The sequence below is a fragment of the Kluyvera intermedia genome (genome assembly GCF_034424175.1).
Classification (GTDB): Bacteria; Pseudomonadota; Gammaproteobacteria; order Enterobacterales; family Enterobacteriaceae; genus Kluyvera; species Kluyvera intermedia.
The window spans coordinates 4,377,774-4,395,988 of sequence record NZ_CP139986.1 but is presented as its reverse complement, the minus strand read 5'-3'; the positions used below and the strand labels follow the sequence as shown (position 1 = coordinate 4,395,988).

The following is an 18,215-nucleotide window of genomic DNA, read 5'->3' as shown; positions in this document are numbered from 1 at the left end:
GCCCCATAACAAAACAAACAGGAAACCCTTACACCGCCAACGATAAGGCGTTACGGGGTGAAATGTTAAAGAAAAGCAATGATCTCAGGAGATAGAATAGATGATTACTCTGCGCAAACTCCCCGTGGCGGTTGCTGTTGCTGCAGGCATTATGTCTGCTCAAGCAATGGCAGTAGATTTCCATGGCTACGCACGTTCCGGTATTGGCTGGACAGGTAGCGGTGGCGAACAACAATGTTTCCAGGCAACTGGTGCACAAAGTAAATACCGTCTCGGTAACGAATGTGAAACCTACGCCGAACTGAAATTAGGCCAGGAAGTGTGGAAAGAAGGCGATAAGAGCTTCTACTTCGACACTAACGTGGCTTACTCCGTTGCCCAGCAGAATGACTGGGAAGGGACTGACCCAGCATTCCGTGAAGCAAACGTGCAGGGTAAAAACCTGATTGATTGGCTGCCAGGCTCCACTATCTGGGCCGGTAAGCGCTTCTACCAACGTCATGATGTTCACATGATCGACTTCTACTACTGGGATATTTCAGGTCCTGGTGCGGGTATCGAAAACGTCGATCTGGGCTTCGGTAAACTGTCTCTGGCAGCGACCCGTTCTCAGGAAGCTGGTGGTTCTTATGCCTTCAGCAGCCAGAATATTTATGACAAAACCAAAGATACCGCCAACGACGTCTTTGACGTGCGTTTAGCGCAGCTGGCTATCAACCCAGACGGCATGCTGGAACTGGGTGCTGACTACGGTCGTGCAAACACCACTGATGACTACAGCCTGGCAGATGGCGCTTCTAAAGATGGCTGGATGTTCACCGCTGAACATACCCAGAGCATGCTGAAAGGCTACAACAAGTTTGTTGTTCAGTACGCAACTGACTCTATGACTTCTCAGGGTAAAGGGCTGTCTCAGGGCTCCTTCGGTTCTTCTACGATAACCATTACCAATCCAGACGGTACAAAAACGAACTACGCCAACAACGTTGTAAACAACAACGGTAGCCTGGTGCGCGTATTAGACCACGGTGCTATCTCTCTGAGTGACGATTGGGACCTGATGTACGTCGGTATGTATCAGAATCTCGATATGGATAACGACCTGGGTACCGAATGGTATACCGTGGGTATCCGTCCAATGTACAAATGGACACCAATCATGAGCACCTTGCTGGAAGTTGGCTATGACAACGTGAAATCCCAGCAGACTGGCGACCGTAACAGCCAGTACAAAATCACCCTGGCACAACAATGGCAGGCGGGTGACAGCATCTGGTCTCGTCCGGCGATCCGTGTGTTCGCAACCTATGCGAAATGGGATGAAAACTGGGGCTACGCGAAAAACAGCAACGGCGATGCAACTCGTTATGCCGTTTCAAGCAACTCAAGCACATCCAACACCAGCCGCGGCGACAGCGATGAGTTCTCCTTCGGTGCTCAGATGGAAATCTGGTGGTAATTCAGCATTAACCTGAAGCAATAATCTGACGAGGGGCGCAAGCCCCTCTATTTCATAAGGTTTAGCGCGCTATTGCCTGGCCACCGCTAGACTGGCGATTTCTGAGGTCATCATAATGAAAATGAAAAAAAGTCTCGTTGCTCTATGTTTAACCGCTGGATTAATGGCGAGCGTCCCGGGCATCAGCCTTGCCGACGTCAACTATGTGCCGCAAAACACCAGCGCCGCGCCAACCATCCCGATGTCGTCCTTGCAACAACTGACCTGGACGCCGGTCGACCAATCTAAAGTTCAGTCCACGCAAATTGCGGTGGGCGGACAAACGCTGAATGTTCCAGGTATCACCGGTAAAGTTGTTGCTTACAGCGTACCGGCTAACATTGGCGAACTCACGCTGACGCTATCCAGCGAAGTGAACAAACAAACTACCGTCTTTGCACCGAATGTGTTGATTCTTGATCAGAATATGACGCCTTCTGCCTATTTCCCTAGCAGCTACTTTACCTACCAGGAACCGGGTGTCATGAGCGCCGACCGCCTGGAAGGTGTTATGCGTTTGACGCCAGCGCTGGGACAGCAAAAACTCTACGTACTGGTCTTTACTACTGAAAAAGATTTGCAGCAGACCACTAAGCTGCTGGATCCGGCAAAAGCTTATGCCAAAGGTATTGGCAACGCGATCCCGGATATTCCAGACCCGATTGCAAAACACACCACCGACGGTCTGGTGAAGCTGAAAGTGAAAACCAACAGCAGCTCCAGCGTACTGGTTGGCCCACTATTCGGCTCTTCCGGCCCGGCTCCGGTGACCGTCGGTAATACCGCCGCACCAACCTATGCAGCACCTGCGGCAGCCGTCGCAGCAGCTCCGGCTCCTGCTGCAAAAGCGGAACCGATGCTCAACGATACCGAAAGCTACTTTAACAACGGTATTAAACAAGCTGTGGCGAAAGGGGACATCGACAAGGCCCTGAAATTGATGAATGAAGCCGAACGTCTGGGCTCCAAATCTGCTCGTTCCACCTTTATCGGCGCTGTAAAAGGCAAGGGGTAAGTTCTCCCCGCAGCGCGGATGTTTAGGCGAAGCCTTTCGGTGTGCCCTCACGGGCGCACCTTTTTTGGCATCTAGCATCATCTGTTGCACCGCTGTTGCGCTTATGATCGTATTTGACCATTCCTGCACTCCCTCCCACGCCTTTCTGCGATACAATGCCTGAACGCTATGTATTGGAGAGACAGGCATGTCGCACTCTGCACTGACGCAACTGCGTAATTTGCGCTATTTTGACGTCGTTCCCCCGCTCGAACCGGCTCTGCGTGATTGGCTGATGCTGGAAGATTCTATGACCAAACGGTTTGAGCAGTATGGGAAACCGGTTAGCGTTACGCTATTAAACGAAGAATTTATCCACCGCGATGCATTGACCAGTGAACAGCATCTATTGCCGGAAGAACCTCGCTATTGGCTGCGAGAAATATTATTGTGCGTGGGTGACGAACCGTGGCTTGCCGGGCGTACCGTGGTGCCTGAATCAACCCTCTGTGGGCCAGAGCTGGCGCTACAGCAACTGGGGAAAACCCCACTGGGGCGTTATCTGTTTACGTCCTCCCAACTGACCCGCGACTTTATTGAAATTGGGCGTCACGATGCGCTGTGGGGGCGTCGTTCTCGCCTCCGTCTGAGCGGGAAACCGCTGCTGCTGACAGAGCTGTTTTTACCGGCGTCGCCGCTGTATTAAGCTGCATTAAGAGGAAGAAGGAAAATGGAGACGAGTCTTAGGTCGGGTAAGCTGATGGCTTATCACCGACTGATGCGCACGGACAAACCGATTGGCGCACTGTTGCTGCTGTGGCCAACGCTATGGGCGCTGTGGGTCGCGGCACCGGGCGTACCACCATTGTGGATTCTGGCGGTGTTCGTCGCGGGTGTCTGGTTGATGCGCGCCGCAGGCTGCGTGGTAAACGACTACGCCGACCGTAAATTTGATGGGCACGTGAAGCGCACAGCAAACCGTCCGCTTCCTAGCGGTGCGGTGAGCGAGAAAGAGGCGCGGATCCTGTTTGCTGTGCTGGTACTGCTGTCGTTCTTGCTGGTACTAACGCTCAACACCATGACCATCCTGCTGTCGGTCGCCGGTCTGGCGCTGGCTTGGGTCTACCCGTTTATGAAGCGCTACACCCATTTGCCGCAGGTGGTGTTGGGCGCGGCTTTTGGCTGGTCAATCCCTATGGCGTTTGCCGCCGTTAGCGAAACCTTACCGCTCAGTTGCTGGTTGATGCTGTTGGCAAACATCCTGTGGGCGGTCGCCTATGACACCCAGTACGCGATGGTTGATCGCGACGATGACGTTAAAATCGGCATTAAATCGACGGCCATTTTATTCGGCCAATACGACCGGCTGATTATCGGTATTTTGCAGGCGGGTGTACTGGCGCTAATGGCGGCGATTGGCTGGCTGAATGACCTGAACTGGGAGTTCTACTGGTCGATTCTGGTCGCTGGCGCGCTGTTTGTGTATCAGCAGAAGCTTATCCGTAACCGTGAACGCGACCCCTGCTTCCAGGCATTTTTAAACAATAACTACGTGGGGCTGGTGTTGTTTATTGGTCTGGCGATGAGCTACTGGCAGTTCTGAACTGTGCACATTGCCGGACGGCGGCTTTGCCTTATCCGGCCTACACCTCACCGGTAGCCCGGCCAAGCGCAGCGCCGCCGGGAATTGGCACGGAATCACCCCGGAGTCGGCGTAAACACCTCGTCTGGGCTACAAAAGCATAAAAAAATCCCCGGTCGATGCCGGGGATTTTTGTTTTTACTGCGCCGCTTCTTCCTGCGTCACGCTCTCAATCGTCAAGCGCACGTCCGGGGTAATCAGGCTTGCCATCATCTGGTACACCTTGATCGTCTCTTCCGGCTCGGCGTCGCCGCTGTCGCTGATATAGCCTTCATCACGCAGGGTCAACACCAGCGATGAGAACACCGCTTTATCGAAGAACTCCGGTGAGTTAATGCCGTGCAGAACAGACAGACGCTGAGCCAGCGTGCGACTCTCTTTCTCAAGCGTACTGCGGTTCATCGACGGGTTTCCGCTCAGCAGCCAGAAGGTGATCGCATAACGTTGCAGCGTTTCACGCGCGCCTGCGGCTAACAGTTGCAGGGTACGGGAATGAGAGGCGTTGATACGCAGCTTGTCGTTATCCACGTTGACCAATTCCTGACGCGCCATCTCAGCAATCAGCGTATCGATAACCGCCGGCAGCTCCTCGCGATCCCAGCGTAGGAACAGCTCTGCCTTCAGCATTGGATACAGCGTCCCAATGTACTCAAGAACCTGCTCGCGTGAGATCTCACGGTGCTGGGTCAGAATCGAGGCTAACAACGACGGCATCATCAACATATGCGCAATGTTATTGCGATAGTAAGTCATCAATACCGCCTGCTCGCGCGGCAGAATGATGATATCGCCGATGGTGTCTTTCTCGACTTCGAACTTGTTCATCTGCAGCGCGTGGTCGATAAGCTCGCTCGCCGACGCTTTCGGCGCGGTGGCATCCGGCGCGTACGGCGCGTTACGCATCAGGTCTAGATAGCAATCCAGCTGCTGCGTTAACTGCTCGCGGGTCAACGAACGCTGACGAGAAGCCAGCAGCGCGGTACAGCACAGGTTCATGGCGTTCGCCGCACCGGCGTTGTTGATGCGCACCATCAGTTCTGCCGCCATCTTATTGACGGTTGGCGTCAGCCACGCCGGACGCACGGCTTCGATAGGATCGATAGACTCGCGCCATTCCGGTACGTGATGGTTGAGATAGGACATCAGCGACATCGGTTCACCGAAGTTCACATAACCCTGCCCCAAATTACGCAGTTTGCTCAAGCCTCGCAGCATCTGCGGTAAGCTCTCTTTCTCTTTCGTCGCGCCGCGTAATTCTTTGGCGTAAGTGCCCACTTCCATCACGTGCTCGTAACCAATGTAGATTGGCACCAGCGTGATAGGACGAGAACCGCCGCGCAGCATCGCCTGAATCGTCATCGACAAGGTGCCGGTTTTCGGATCCAGCAGACGACCGGTACGGGAGCGACCACCCTCAACGAAGTACTCCACGGAATAACCACGGCTAAACAGCTCGCCAAGATATTCGCGGAACACGGTTGAGTAGAGCTTATTGCCCTTAAAGGTACGGCGAATAAAGAACGCGCCCAGGCGGCGGAAAATCGGGCCCGCTGGCCAGAAGTTCAGGTTGATACCGGCAGCGATATGTGGCGGCACCAGCCCCTGGTGGTAGAGCACGTAAGAGAGCAGCAGATAGTCCATGTGACTGCGGTGGCAGGGCACATAAACAATCTCATGCCCGTCGTGCGCCAACTGGCGTACGCGCTCGGCGTTATTGACGTTAATCCCCTGATACAGACGGTTCCAGGTAAAACTCAGGATACGGTCGGTCAGACGGATCATTTCGTAGGAGAAGTTAGCGGCAATCTCTTCCATCAGCGCAATGGCATTCTGTTGCGCTTTTTCGTGGGAGATTTTTTTGCTGCGTGCTTCGTCCTCTACCGCTTTGGCAATCGCTTTTGACGCCAGCAGTTTTTTGAACAGGTCATGACGTGCAGGCAGGCGTGGACCTACTGCTGCCAGGCGCTGACGAGCAAAGTGCATACGGGCCACACGCGCCAGTTTTTGGGCGATGGTCTTATCCGTGCCGTGTTCATCGGCCATGCGGCGCAGTGAGACGGACGGGGAGAAACGCACGAAGCTATCGCGCCCCAGCCAGGAGACGGCGAAGAATTTCTGGAAGCCGTTCAGCATCCGCAGAGGTGGATTCACCTCGCCTTTCTCGCGACCTGGAGAACGCCCAAACATCACCGACACCGGCACCATTTGCACATCCAGATTTGGATTGCTACGGTGCAGATCGAGGTAGTCGTGGAACAGCTTAATCGACTCTTCTTTCGGCGTGTAGTAAGTGAAGACGCGCGGGCCGCCGTGAATGAACACGTAGCGCGGCAGCAGGGTGCCGTCGATTTCTAACGGTTCGAGCGGATCGGGAAGCTCGTGCGCCAGACACTGGGCGCGCAGCGTCAGTAAGTCGGCCTTAGAGTTATAAGGCAGGACGTACATAATTGGACGTGATGTATCAAGCCCCAATTCCTGGGCAGGTTCTGCCGGAATAGACTTGCTCTTTACCAGAACACTTAATGGTAAATTCAGTAATTTGTAGTAAATTCGTGGCCAGCCGGACATAAACGATGTAAAGCCTCTGGTTAATCATGCAAATGCGCGGCAAGAATATCAGAAAGTCGGCAGAATTTCTGTTCTACCGCTTCATAACACGCATTGTCATAGACGTATAAATGAAAAAGGTTCTTTAGATGGCCAATAATACCACTGGGCTCACCCGAATCATCAAAGCTGCAGGCTATTCCTGGAAAGGATTTCGCGCGGCATGGATCAACGAAGCTGCCTTCCGCCAGGAAGGGGCCGCCTCGGTCGTGGCGATTATCATCGCCTGCTGGCTGGATGTTGATCCCATCACCCGCGTGCTGCTTATCGGCTCCGTCCTGTTGGTGATGATAGTGGAAATTCTCAATAGTGCACTGGAAGCGGTAGTTGACCGTATTGGTTCGGAGCATCACGAACTGTCGGGGCGTGCGAAAGACATGGGATCGGCGGCGGTGCTACTGTCGATTTTCGTCGCGCTTCTCACCTGGGGCATCCTGTTGTGGGCGCATTTCCACTAAAGCTGTGAAAACTGCCTGATTTTGCGTGTTTTATGGTTCCAAAATAGACACTAGCTGTATATACTCACAGCATAACTGTATATACACCCAGGGGGCGGAATGAAAGCATTAACGACCAGGCAGCAAGAGGTGTTTGATCTCATCCGGGATCACATCAGCCAGACGGGCATGCCGCCAACACGTGCGGAAATTGCTCAGCGCTTGGGGTTCCGTTCCCCGAACGCTGCTGAAGAACACCTTAAAGCGCTCGCGCGTAAAGGGGTTCTTGAGATTGTCTCAGGCGCCTCTCGCGGCATCCGCCTGCTGGTGGAAGAAGAAACGGGCCTGCCACTGGTAGGCCGTGTGGCGGCGGGCGAACCGCTGCTGGCGCAGCAGCACATTGAAGGGCACTACCAGGTTGACCCTTCGCTGTTCAAACCGAGCGCAGATTTTCTGCTTCGGGTGAGCGGCATGTCGATGAAAGATATCGGGATTATGGATGGCGATCTGCTCGCTGTGCATAAAACTCAGGACGTGCGTAACGGCCAGGTTGTGGTGGCGCGTATCGACGAAGAAGTGACGGTGAAACGCCTGAAAAAACAGGGTAACGTCGTCGAATTGCTGCCCGAAAACAGCGAATTTTCCCCTATCGTGGTCGATCTGCGTCAGCAGAACTTCTCGATTGAAGGGCTAGCCGTTGGCGTTATCCGCAACGGTGAATGGCTGTAACTCTTCCCCTGTCTTAAACGGCTGTGAGGCTTTCGCTATCACAGCCTTTTTTCTTTCTGGTATACACACATGCCGCTTCTGACTTCCGCCGATAAGGCCCTGTGGCGCCTGGCGCTTCCCATGATCTTCTCCAACATCACCGTTCCTCTTCTGGGGCTGGTGGATACCGCGGTTATTGGTCACCTCGACAGTCCCGTTTACCTCGGCGGCGTGGCGATTGGCGCCACTGCGACCAGTTTCCTGTTCATGCTATTGCTGTTTTTACGTATGAGCACTACTGGCCTGACATCACAGGCGTTTGGCGCCAAAAATCCGCAGGCGCTGGCTCGTGCGCTGGTGCAGCCGCTGCTGCTGGCGCTGGGGGCCGGATTGCTGATTGTCCTCTTCAGAAATCCATTGATTGAGTTGGCGCTGTCCATCGTCGGAGGGAGCGGTGAAGTGCTGGAGCAGGCGCGGCGTTTTCTTTCCATCCGTTGGCTAAGCGCTCCGGCATCACTGGCAAACCTCGTACTGCTGGGCTGGTTGCTCGGCGTGCAATATGCGCGAGCGCCCGTAGTGCTACTGGTGGTCGGTAACGTTCTGAACATTGTGCTCGATCTGTGGCTGGTTATGGGGCTACACATGAACGTGCAGGGCGCGGCGCTGGCAACGGCGATTGCCGAATACGCTACCTTGCTGGTGGGATTGGGCATGGTGCGTAAGGTGCTGGTGATGCGCGGGATTTCCTGGGCAATGCTCAAAACCGCCTGGGCGGGTGACTTCCGCCGCTTGCTGGCGCTGAACCGCGACATCATGCTGCGCTCGTTGCTGCTCCAGCTTTGCTTTGGTGCCGTGACCGTTTTTGGCGCGCGTCTTGGTAGCGACGTGGTGGCGGTGAATGCGGTGCTGATGACCATGCTGACCTTCACGGCCTATGCACTGGACGGCTTCGCCTATGCGGTAGAAGCGCATTCCGGGCAGGCCTACGGCGCGCGGGATGGTAGCAAATTGCTGGAGGTCTGGCGGGCTGCGTGTCGTCAGGCCGGCGTGGTTGCGCTAGCCTTCGCGCTGATTTATGCCGTTTTCGGTGAGCATATCGTTGCGTTGCTGACTTCATTGCCCGAACTACAACAGCTAGCCGATCGCTATGTGCTCTGGCAGGTGGTGTTACCGGTGATTGGCGTGTGGTGTTACTTGCTCGATGGCATGTTTATCGGGGCAACGCGTGGGGCGGAGATGCGTAACAGCATGGCGGTAGCGGCGGTAGGTTTTGCGTTAACGCTGCTGGCGCTGCCGGTTCTTGGCAATCACGGTCTGTGGCTAGCGCTGGCTGTTTTCCTTGCTTTGCGCGGTTTGTCTCTGGCGGTTATCTGGCGTCGGCACTGGCGGAACAATAGCTGGTTTCTCTGACGGAACGGTTAAAGATTCCGAATAGTGAATCAACCCCAGAATGAGTGACTACAATTAATCTCACGCTTAGAGAAAAAGACGTCTGCTCTACAGCAACCTTTAGTTCACTAGTTCAATCACTGACGTTCGAGGATTTGATGATGAATAAAGACGAAATCGGCGGCAACTGGAAACAGCTTAAAGGTAAAGTGAAAGAGCAATGGGGCAAACTGACCGATGACGATATGACGGTGATCGAAGGTAAACGCGATCAGCTGGTCGGTAAAATTCAGGAACGCTACGGCTACGCGAAGGATGAAGCGGAGAAAGAGGTCGATAGCTGGGACAAACGTAATAACCATCACTGGTAACGTATAATTCCTACCCGTGCGTACAAGGACGTACGCTCCCCCGTTAAGCAGCCACTAGCGGGATTTCTTTTTAATCTGAATGGTATGGTCGTGTTGGCAATCTTCATGCGCCCGGCACGCTTCTACTTCCACGCAGCCTGAACACAAACCATGTGCTTCAATAACGTTATGGCGCAGGGCAAAGCCCATTTTTGCCGCCAGCGTATGCATGATATCTTCCACCCCTTCCGCACACTCTTCTTTCACCACATCGCAGCGGTCGCAGATAAACATCGCCGAGGTGTGAGTCGGTTGATCGAACAGGTGACAGAGCACGTAGCTGTTCGCAGACTCCACTTTATGCACAAAACCTTGCTCGAGCAGAAACTCCAGTGCGCGATAAACCGTTGGCGGCTTAGCCTGGGGTTCTTTGACGCGCAGTAGATCGAGCAGATCGTAGGCGCTAATCGCCCCTTCCTGCAGACTCATCAGACGCAGTACTTCCAGACGTTGCGGAGTCAGGCGCACGCCGCGTTGCGCGCACAGCAATTCAGCTTGCGCTAACAGTTCTTGCGTAGTGGTCTTATCCATTGGCGTCCTCGAGTTACGGGTGAAACAAACGCATACTTTATCATGTTATGTTAGAAACGCCGAGTTTCCACCCGTGTGCTATAGGTGTGTTATAGCAGGCTTAGTTCACACTCAGGACGAAAATGATGAAAAGACCCGATTGCATTCGCCATTGGCACGATGTTGAAGGACCCGATAATTCGACTTATCCCGATAGTGAAGAACGCTTTGCTATTGGCGCGCCGCTGGCTCGTGCGTTGGGGCTTAGGCATCTTGGTATTCATCACGAGCGTTTACCACCGGGCCGTCGCACCTCTTACCCGCATGCTGAAAGTGATGAGGAAGAGTTTATCTATGTGCTGGAGGGCTACCCTCAGGCATGGATTAATGGTTATTTGTGGAAGCTGGAACCGGGTGATAGCGTCGGTTTTCCGGCCGGAACCGGTGTCTGTCACACCTTTATCAATAACACCTCAGAAGAGGTGCGTTTATTGGTAGTCGGTGAGGCAAACAAGCGGTCGAACCGAATCTACTATCCGCTAAATGCGTCGTATGCTGTCACCCGTGAAGACCGTTGGGTGGATCACCCACCGCAGTTTTTTGGCCCACACGACGGAAAACCTGGGCGAAATTAACGATCCTCTTCTATAAAAGATTAGGGCGCTTACTAATAAATATAGCCTGTCGAAAATTTCAGTTAAGGGAACAAACCGCTTTTTGTCCCGTTATTCACAGCAATAGTTCTTCTCTCTCTGGGTGATAACAGAGGGAGTGTTGTTTCATAACAGACAATAAAACGGGCAAACTGTGAAAAAAAACGAAAAATTTTCGCTGATGGGGATCGCTGTCTCTTTTTTAGTGGCAGGACAGGCAGGGGCAGCAAACGGCTGGACGGAAGCCAGAAATGACGCCATGGGTGGCACCGGTGTCGCTTCCGCGAAATACGGTAGCGGGGTGCTGATTAACCCAGCGTTGCTGGCAAAATCCAAACCGGACGATAATGTGACGGTGATCCTACCGACAATTGGTGCGCAGATATCAGACAAGGACAATCTGCGCGATAAAATTGATGATATCAGCGACGATGTAAACAACTATCGCCACTCTCTGGACAATATCAATCTTTTCGACCTGTTCGTCCCCGGCAGTGCGGGCTACCGACAGGTTTCATCTGCCGCCGGTGATTTAGCGGATCAGCTCTCTTCACTCCAGGGAAAAACCGCCAGTGCGAAAGCTGGGGCGGGGCTGGCGGTGAGTATTCCGAATGAGACTCTGGACGTGGCGTTTGTGGCGAAAGCTAGCGCTCGGGCGCGAGTGAGTTCGTATATCGACCAGGGCGATATTGACCTGCTGCGTGGCGTTGAAGCCGTGCCTTCCAGCGCACTGGCGGTTAACCCACAAAATCTCAAATCTAAAGGTTATGGCCGAGCGGCGATCGTTTCCGACTACGGTGTTGCTATTGCCCGCCAGTTTGATTTTGGTGGCGTGCCGGTATCATTTGGCGTGACGCCAAAACTGCAAAAAACCTGGCTCTATAACTACACCGTGTCGATCTACAACTTCAGCAGCGACGATATCAATAGCAGCCGCTATCGTAACGACGACACCGGTTTTAACGTGGATGCCGGGATGGCCGCCGACTTTGGCGACAACTGGACTGTGGGGCTGAGTGGGCAAAACCTGTTCTCCCGCGATATCGACACCAAAGAGGTGGACGGTGTGCGCGACACGTACCAAATCCGTCCGCTGGTCACCGCAGGCGTGGCCTGGCATACCGACATGCTTACCCTGAGCGCTGATGGTGATCTGACGGAAACCAAAGGCTTCAAGAGTGAGGAAAGCTCGCAATACGTCGGCGTCGGTGCCGAGGTACGTCCGCTCGACTGGTTGGCACTGCGCGCAGGCTACCGTGCAGACGTCAAGGATAACGACAGCAACGTCTTCACCGGCGGCGTCGGTTTTGCACCGTTTAACCGGGTACACCTCGACCTGATGGGGCTGTACGGCGAAGACCAAACCTGGGGCGCAGGCGCGCAGGTCAGCGTCACGTTCTAAACCGCACTATTCCCGGCCAAGCGCAGCGCCGCCGGGGATGTTCAACGCTCAGGTTCAACCGTGGGCGGCCCGCGAAAGCGTGTCGTTAATCCATTGATTGACACTTTTACCGGATACTTCTGCTGCGATATTGATTGCCGAGTGAACCTCAGGAGAGATTCGCAGGCTAATTTTTCCGCTTGCTGGGCGCAATGGCTCACGGCCTTGCTCTGTGCAATACGCGATATAATCGTCAACGGCTTCCTCAAAGGCAATGCGAAGGTCAGCTACGTTATCTGCATGGAAACCAATCACATCCCTGATGCCAGCAATACGCCCGACAAAACATTGGTCTTCGTCACTGTAATCAATTTTTGCGGCATAGCCTTTGTACGTCATGGTATTCATCATGGTGTCACTCCTACTGCGATAAGAAATGCCATAGCATCGCGAACCTGGTAAACCTTTGCTTCCTTGTCAGGGTGAGGTCGGTGGAAAGAGGCTACGACCTGGTTAATTTCAAATCGAACCCGAGAGCCATTTCCTTCCGAAGCTTTGGCACCCAAAGCGATAAATAGTGCTTCAATTTTTCGCCATTCCAGTGAGGCCGGTGTGGGCAGAGAGAAGATCAGCTGTAATGTTTTCTGGTGCCTGGCGTTCAATGATTTCATCTCAATTTCCATTTTTTGATGTAGGGATCGCCAAAGTCAATTTTATGATATCATTTTTTGATATCATATCAAGGCGAATCGTATCCGTTTCCCGGCTGTGCTATAGTACCGCCCCCTTTTTCCGGATGCTTAAATAATCGCCATGTTGTCAGAATCTTCGACTGCTGCTTTCCCCGCTCACCGTTTTTCCATCGCGCCAATGCTCGACTGGACGGACAGACACTGCCGCTACTTCCTGCGCCTGCTGTCACAGCACACGCTGCTGTATACCGAAATGGTGACCACCGGGGCGATTATTCACGGCAAGGGCGACTATCTGGCCTTCAGTGATGAAGAGCATCCGATTGCCCTGCAGCTTGGTGGGAGCGATCCGGCAGCGCTTGCACACTGTGCGAAACTGGCGCAGGAGCGGGGCTATGATGAAATTAACCTCAATGTCGGCTGCCCTTCTGACCGTGTACAAAACGGCATGTTCGGGGCTTGCCTGATGGGCAACGCGCAGCTGGTGGCGGATTGCGTTAAGGCGATGCGCGATGTGGTTTCCATCCCGGTGACGGTGAAAACCCGTATCGGCATTGACGACCAGGACAGCTACGAATTTCTCTGCGATTTCATTGAAACCGTGTCCGGTCGCGGCGAATGTGAAATGTTTATCATCCATGCGCGTAAAGCCTGGCTCTCGGGCTTAAGCCCGAAAGAGAACCGCGAGATTCCACCGCTGGACTACCCGCGTGTTTACCAACTCAAACGCGATTTCCCGCACCTGACCATGTCTATCAACGGCGGCATCAAGTCGCTGGAAGAGGCCAAAGTGCATCTGGAACATATGGACGGCGTGATGGTGGGTCGCGAAGCCTATCAAAACCCAGGTATTCTGGCGTCGGTTGACCGTGAAATCTTCGGTACCAATGGCGTGGATGCTGACCCGGTGGCCGTGGTGCGTGCGATGTACCCGTACATTGAGCGCGAGCTGAGCAACGGCACCTATCTGGGCCACGTGACTCGCCATATGCTGGGGCTGTTCCAGGGCATTCCGGGTGCGCGCCAGTGGCGTCGCTACCTGAGCGAAAATGCGCACAAACCCGGTGCTGATATCAATGTGCTGGAACATGCATTAAAGCTGGTCGCTGATAAGCGTTAATTATTTCGCTAAAACCTGGTCAAATTCACCACGCCTTGCACCCTGTTGCAGGGCGTTTTTGTTGATATTCAATAAGTTATTTTTGGCACGATTCTTGTAATAGTTCTGACAGAAAAGCGTTTTATTCTGGGAGAGCGACCATGCTGGAACTGTTATTTGTGATTGGATTTTTCGTGATGCTGCTGGTTACCGGCATTTCTCTGCTCGGCATTATTGCCGCGCTGGTGGCGGCAACGGCTCTGATGTTTGTCGGTGGCTTGTTCGCGATTATGATCAAGTTACTGCCGTGGCTGATCCTGGCGGTGGTCGGCGTGTGGATTATTCGAGCGATTAAATCACCGAAAAATCAAACCTACCGCAGCAACTACCGGAGGTATTGAGGCTTCTGTCACAACCTCAATATTTTTGCATAAAACACCGTAGGTTTTGCGTAATAAATCTGTCACTATGGCTCGGTTAACGAATTCATCGAGCTGTACCCTACATACAGCCGAACTAAAAAAAGAAAGGGCTTCCTACGGGAAGCCCTAGTCTTTTGTGCGCGAGAAACTTTACGGAATCAGCAGGCTTGACCCCTGTGTGGCCCGGCTTTCCAGAATTTCATGTGCACGTCGCGCCTCTTTCAACGGATACTTCTGGCTGTCTGCCACATCCACTTTGATAATGCCGCTGGCGATAAGCGAAAACAGCTCATGGCTGGCCTCTTTGAGTTCATCATAATTTGTGATGTAGCCGTTAAGAGAAGGGCGGGTGACAAACAATGAACCTTTCTGATTGAGGATCCCCAAGTTGACGCCGGTCACCGGGCCGGATGAATTGCCAAAACTAACCATCAGGCCGCGACGTTTTAAGCAGTCGAGTGATGCCTCCCATGTGTCTTTACCCACCGAGTCGTAGACCACCGACAGCTTTTTACCGCCAGTAATCTCCTTAACCCGCTCAGCAATATTTTCATCGCGATAATTAATTACCTGCCAGGCTCCCGCCTGTTTAGCTCGCTCGGCCTTTTCTGCGCTTCCTACGGTGCCGATAAGCTTCGCTCCCAGCGCTTTTGCCCACTGACAGGCAATCAACCCCACACCACCTGCCGCCGCGTGGAACAGGAACGGCTCGCCGGGTTTGATTTCATAGGTTTTACGCAGCAAATAATAGACCGTTAAACCCTTCAGGAATGACGCGGCAGCCTGCTCGTAAGAGATAGCTGAAGGTAGCAGGGCGACTTTATCGGCTGGCACGTTATGCACTGAACTGTATGCACCCAGCCCGGATTGGGCGTATACCACGCGATCGCCTGCTTTGATGTGTTTAACGCCGCTACCCACCTGGCTGACCACCCCGGCAGCCTCAGTGCCCAGACCGCTTGGCATCGACGGCGGTGGGTAGAGGCCGCTGCGGATATAGGTGTCGATGTAGTTGATGCCGATGGCTTTGTTTTCCACCTGCACTTCGTTTTCACCGGGGGCATTCGGGGTGAATTCGACGGCGTTCAACACTTCCGGGCCGCCATGTTTGCTAAATTCAATGCGGGTTGCCATGCTTCCTCCAGTCTCATTTGGATGCGGTCAAAAGTGATATAATATGGTAATCTTTCGACCCACTCTCTATCTCGGTAATACCATTCACTATGGCAGCAAATAAACCCTTCAACAAACCCCAAACCGAAGCTCGCGACCGCGACTTTCAGGTCGCAGGGCTGAAAGTACCGCCGCACTCGATTGAAGCGGAACAATCGGTGTTGGGCGGTTTAATGCTGGATAACCAGCGCTGGGACGACGTCGCTGAGCGCGTGGTCTCCGACGATTTCTACACGCGTCCGCACCGCCACATCTTCACGGAGATGGGGCGTTTGCAAGAAGGCGGTAGCCCGATTGACCTGATCACGCTCGCGGAATCGCTGGAGCGACAGGGGCAACTGGACAGTGTCGGCGGTTTCGCCTACCTGGCAGAATTGTCAAAAAACACGCCAAGTGCGGCGAACATCAGTGCTTACGCTGATATTGTTCGTGAACGTGCGGTTGTCCGTGAAATGATCTCGGTGGCCAATGAAATCGCCGAAGCCGGTTTTGACCCGCAGGGCCGCACCAGTGAAGACCTGTTGGATCTGGCGGAGTCTCGCGTCTTTAAAATCGCTGAAAGCCGCGCCAATAAAGACGAAGGCCCGCGAAATATTACCGAAGTGCTCGACGCTACCGTCGCGCGTATCGAACAGCTTTTCCAGCAGCCGCACGACGGCGTCACCGGGGTAAACACCGGTTATGATGATCTCAATAAAAAAACCGCAGGCTTACAGCCGTCAGATTTGATTATTGTGGCCGCTCGTCCAGCGATGGGTAAAACGACATTTGCAATGAACATCGTCGAAAATGCGGCGATGTTGCAGGATAAACCGGTTCTCATCTTCAGTCTCGAGATGCCATCAGAACAGATCATGATGCGTACGCTGGCGTCTCTGTCTCGCGTTGACCAGACCCGTATTCGTACCGGTCAGCTTGATGATGAAGATTGGGCGCGTATTTCCGGCACCATGGGGATCTTGCTGGAAAAACGAAACATCTATATTGATGACTCATCCGGCCTGACGCCGACGGAAGTACGCTCCCGCGCGCGCCGTATCGCCCGTGAACATGGGGGTATTGGCCTGATTATGATCGACTACCTCCAGCTAATGCGTGTGCCGTCGCTTTCCGACAACCGTACGCTGGAAATCGCTGAAATCTCCCGCTCGCTTAAATCGTTAGCTAAAGAGCTGCACGTACCGGTGGTGGCGCTGTCGCAGCTTAACCGCTCCCTGGAACAACGTGCGGACAAACGCCCGGTCAACTCCGACTTGCGTGAATCCGGCTCCATCGAGCAGGATGCCGACTTAATCATGTTTATCTATCGTGATGAGGTTTATCACGAAAATAGTGACTTAAAAGGTATCGCCGAGATTATCATTGGTAAACAGCGTAACGGCCCAATCGGGACGGTACGTCTGACGTTCAACGGTCAATGGTCGCGTTTCGATAACTACGCAGGACCGCAGTACGACGACGAATAATAAGATTGAATCAAGTTACTTAAGCAAACACTTATCAAGGAACACAAATGCAAGCGGCAACTGTAGTCATTAACCGCCGCGCTCTGCGACACAACCTGCAACGTCTGCGTGAACTGGCACCTGCCAGCAAGCTGGTTGCGGTGGTGAAAGCGAACGCCTACGGACACGGTCTTCTTGAGACCGCGCGAACGCTCCCCGACGCGGATGCTTTTGGCGTGGCCCGTCTTGAAGAAGCATTGCGCCTGCGTGAAGGCGGAATCACTCAACCGATACTGCTGCTGGAAGGCTTCTTTAATGCCACAGACCTGCCAACCATCTCGGCGCAGCATCTGCACACCGCCGTACATAACGTTGAGCAACTGGAAGCGCTGGAAGCTGCTGAACTGGCCGAGCCGGTCACCGTTTGGATGAAACTCGACACGGGTATGCACCGTCTGGGTGTACGCCCGGAAGAGGCTGATGCTTTTTACCAGCGTCTGAGCCAGTGCAGAAACGTTTGTCAGCCGGTAAATATCGTCAGCCACTTTGCCCGCGCCGACGAGCCAGACTGCGGCGCGACCGAACGCCAGCTTGATATTTTCAATACGTTTACCGAAGGCAAACCGGGTCAGCGCTCTATCGCGGCATCCGGCGGTATCCTGCTGTGGCCGCAATCGCATTTCGACTGGGCGCGTCCGGGTATCATTCTCTACGGCGTGTCGCCACTCGAGCAGAAACCCTGGGGCCCGGATTTTGGTATGCAGCCGGTGATGTCGCTGATTTCCAGCTTAATTGCTGTCCGCGAGCACAAAGCGGGCGAAGCGGTCGGCTACGGTGGTACCTGGATTAGCGAACGCGACACTCGTTTAGGTGTGGTGGCCATGGGCTACGGCGATGGTTATCCGCGCGCGGCGCCATCCGGTACGCCGGTGCTGGTGAATGGTCGTATCGTGCCTGTTGTCGGGCGCGTAGCGATGGACATGATCTGCGTTGATTTAGGGCCTGAAGCCGAGGATAAAACCGGTGATGCAGTCACCTTGTGGGGTGAAGGGCTACCGGTTGAACGCATTGCCGAAATAACGAAAGTGAGTGCTTACGAACTTATCACGCGCCTGACGTCACGTGTGGCGATGAAGTATATCGACTAGTCTTACG

At 53.8% G+C, this 18,215-nt stretch carries 19 protein-coding genes; 14 read left to right on the top strand and 5 right to left on the bottom strand.

Features of this window, described 5'->3' with window-relative positions; all coding sequences use genetic code 11:
• The first annotated feature begins 100 nt into the window (after window positions 1-100).
• From U0026_RS21145 to ubiA, 4 genes are all read left to right on the top strand, one after another.
• Complete coding sequence (locus U0026_RS21145) at window positions 101-1,459, top strand: maltoporin (RefSeq protein ID WP_062778003.1); 1,359 nt, start codon at window positions 101-103, stop codon at window positions 1,457-1,459.
• A 115-nt stretch (window positions 1,460-1,574) separates the two neighbouring features.
• Window positions 1,575-2,513 carry a maltose operon protein MalM gene (gene malM / locus U0026_RS21140; protein WP_062778005.1) on the top strand — a complete coding sequence of 313 codons (939 nt, stop codon included), beginning with the start codon at window positions 1,575-1,577 and terminating at the stop codon, window positions 2,511-2,513.
• 187 nt (window positions 2,514-2,700) lie between these two features.
• The gene (gene ubiC, locus U0026_RS21135; protein ID WP_062778007.1) at window positions 2,701-3,198 is read left to right on the top strand and encodes a chorismate lyase; all 498 of its coding nucleotides are present in this window, start codon (window positions 2,701-2,703) and stop codon (window positions 3,196-3,198) included.
• Between the two features lie 24 nt (window positions 3,199-3,222).
• Window positions 3,223-4,095, top strand: a complete 873-nt coding sequence (gene ubiA, locus U0026_RS21130) for a 4-hydroxybenzoate octaprenyltransferase (RefSeq protein ID WP_062778009.1) — start codon at window positions 3,223-3,225, stop codon at window positions 4,093-4,095.
• Window positions 4,096-4,272: 177 nt separating this feature from the next.
• Here the strand turns inward: ubiA and plsB are convergent, their stop codons facing one another.
• A complete protein-coding gene (plsB, locus tag U0026_RS21125) occupies window positions 4,273-6,702 on the bottom strand; it encodes a glycerol-3-phosphate 1-O-acyltransferase PlsB (protein ID WP_062778011.1) in 2,430 nt (809 codons plus the stop codon).
• 128 nt (window positions 6,703-6,830) lie between these two features.
• Between plsB and U0026_RS21120 the strand changes: the two genes are divergently transcribed.
• The 4 genes from U0026_RS21120 to U0026_RS21105 all read left to right on the top strand — a co-directional run bounded on the left by U0026_RS21120 (window position 6,831) and on the right by U0026_RS21105 (window position 9,646).
• Window positions 6,831-7,199: a diacylglycerol kinase gene (locus U0026_RS21120; RefSeq protein WP_062778013.1), complete on the top strand. Its 369-nt coding sequence runs from the start codon at window positions 6,831-6,833 to the stop codon at window positions 7,197-7,199.
• A gap of 99 nt (window positions 7,200-7,298) precedes the next feature.
• Window positions 7,299-7,907, top strand: a complete 609-nt coding sequence (gene lexA / locus U0026_RS21115; protein WP_062778015.1) for a transcriptional repressor LexA — start codon at window positions 7,299-7,301, stop codon at window positions 7,905-7,907.
• A gap of 69 nt (window positions 7,908-7,976) precedes the next feature.
• Window positions 7,977-9,296, top strand: coding sequence for an MATE family efflux transporter DinF (gene dinF / locus U0026_RS21110; protein WP_062778017.1), 1,320 nt, complete (start codon window positions 7,977-7,979; stop codon window positions 9,294-9,296).
• Between the two features lie 140 nt (window positions 9,297-9,436).
• Window positions 9,437-9,646 carry a CsbD family protein gene (locus U0026_RS21105; RefSeq protein ID WP_062778019.1) on the top strand — a complete coding sequence of 70 codons (210 nt, stop codon included), beginning with the start codon at window positions 9,437-9,439 and terminating at the stop codon, window positions 9,644-9,646.
• A gap of 54 nt (window positions 9,647-9,700) precedes the next feature.
• Here U0026_RS21105 and zur read toward each other — a convergent pair whose 3' ends face one another.
• The gene (gene zur, locus U0026_RS21100; RefSeq protein WP_062778021.1) at window positions 9,701-10,216 is read right to left on the bottom strand and encodes a zinc uptake transcriptional repressor Zur; all 516 of its coding nucleotides are present in this window, start codon (window positions 10,214-10,216) and stop codon (window positions 9,701-9,703) included.
• A gap of 125 nt (window positions 10,217-10,341) precedes the next feature.
• Here zur and U0026_RS21095 point away from each other — a divergent pair, with 125 nt between their 5' ends.
• Both U0026_RS21095 and U0026_RS21090 read left to right on the top strand, forming a co-directional pair.
• A complete protein-coding gene (locus tag U0026_RS21095) occupies window positions 10,342-10,830 on the top strand; it encodes a cupin domain-containing protein (protein ID WP_062778023.1) in 489 nt (162 codons plus the stop codon).
• Between the two features lie 172 nt (window positions 10,831-11,002).
• On the top strand, window positions 11,003-12,250 hold the full coding sequence (locus U0026_RS21090; protein WP_062778025.1) for a conjugal transfer protein TraF: 1,248 nt from the start codon (window positions 11,003-11,005) through the stop codon (window positions 12,248-12,250).
• A 54-nt stretch (window positions 12,251-12,304) separates the two neighbouring features.
• Here the strand turns inward: U0026_RS21090 and U0026_RS21085 are convergent, their stop codons facing one another.
• Both U0026_RS21085 and U0026_RS21080 read right to left on the bottom strand, forming a co-directional pair.
• Window positions 12,305-12,640, bottom strand: a complete 336-nt coding sequence (locus tag U0026_RS21085; RefSeq protein ID WP_218017074.1) for a type II toxin-antitoxin system HicB family antitoxin — start codon at window positions 12,638-12,640, stop codon at window positions 12,305-12,307.
• Window positions 12,637-12,900 carry a type II toxin-antitoxin system HicA family toxin gene (locus U0026_RS21080; RefSeq protein WP_062778026.1) on the bottom strand — a complete coding sequence of 88 codons (264 nt, stop codon included), beginning with the start codon at window positions 12,898-12,900 and terminating at the stop codon, window positions 12,637-12,639. The genes U0026_RS21085 and U0026_RS21080 overlap by 4 nt, the downstream gene beginning before the upstream one ends.
• Window positions 12,901-13,042: 142 nt before the next feature.
• Here U0026_RS21080 and dusA point away from each other — a divergent pair, with 142 nt between their 5' ends.
• Entirely contained in the window at window positions 13,043-14,041 is a 999-nt protein-coding gene (dusA, locus tag U0026_RS21075; RefSeq protein ID WP_062778028.1) for a tRNA dihydrouridine(20/20a) synthase DusA, read from the top strand.
• Between the two features lie 140 nt (window positions 14,042-14,181).
• Window positions 14,182-14,421, top strand: coding sequence for an envelope stress response protein PspG (gene pspG / locus U0026_RS21070; RefSeq protein ID WP_062778030.1), 240 nt, complete (start codon window positions 14,182-14,184; stop codon window positions 14,419-14,421).
• A gap of 171 nt (window positions 14,422-14,592) precedes the next feature.
• Here pspG and U0026_RS21065 read toward each other — a convergent pair whose 3' ends face one another.
• The gene (locus tag U0026_RS21065) at window positions 14,593-15,576 is read right to left on the bottom strand and encodes a quinone oxidoreductase (RefSeq protein ID WP_062778032.1); all 984 of its coding nucleotides are present in this window, start codon (window positions 15,574-15,576) and stop codon (window positions 14,593-14,595) included.
• 89 nt (window positions 15,577-15,665) lie between these two features.
• On the opposite strand from U0026_RS21065, the gene dnaB reads away from it, so the two are divergent.
• Together dnaB and alr are read left to right on the top strand one after the other, a co-directional pair.
• Complete coding sequence (gene dnaB, locus U0026_RS21060) at window positions 15,666-17,081, top strand: replicative DNA helicase (protein ID WP_062778034.1); 1,416 nt, start codon at window positions 15,666-15,668, stop codon at window positions 17,079-17,081.
• Between the two features lie 47 nt (window positions 17,082-17,128).
• Window positions 17,129-18,208, top strand: coding sequence for an alanine racemase (gene alr / locus U0026_RS21055; RefSeq protein ID WP_062778036.1), 1,080 nt, complete (start codon window positions 17,129-17,131; stop codon window positions 18,206-18,208).
• Window positions 18,209-18,215: the final 7 nt, after the last annotated feature.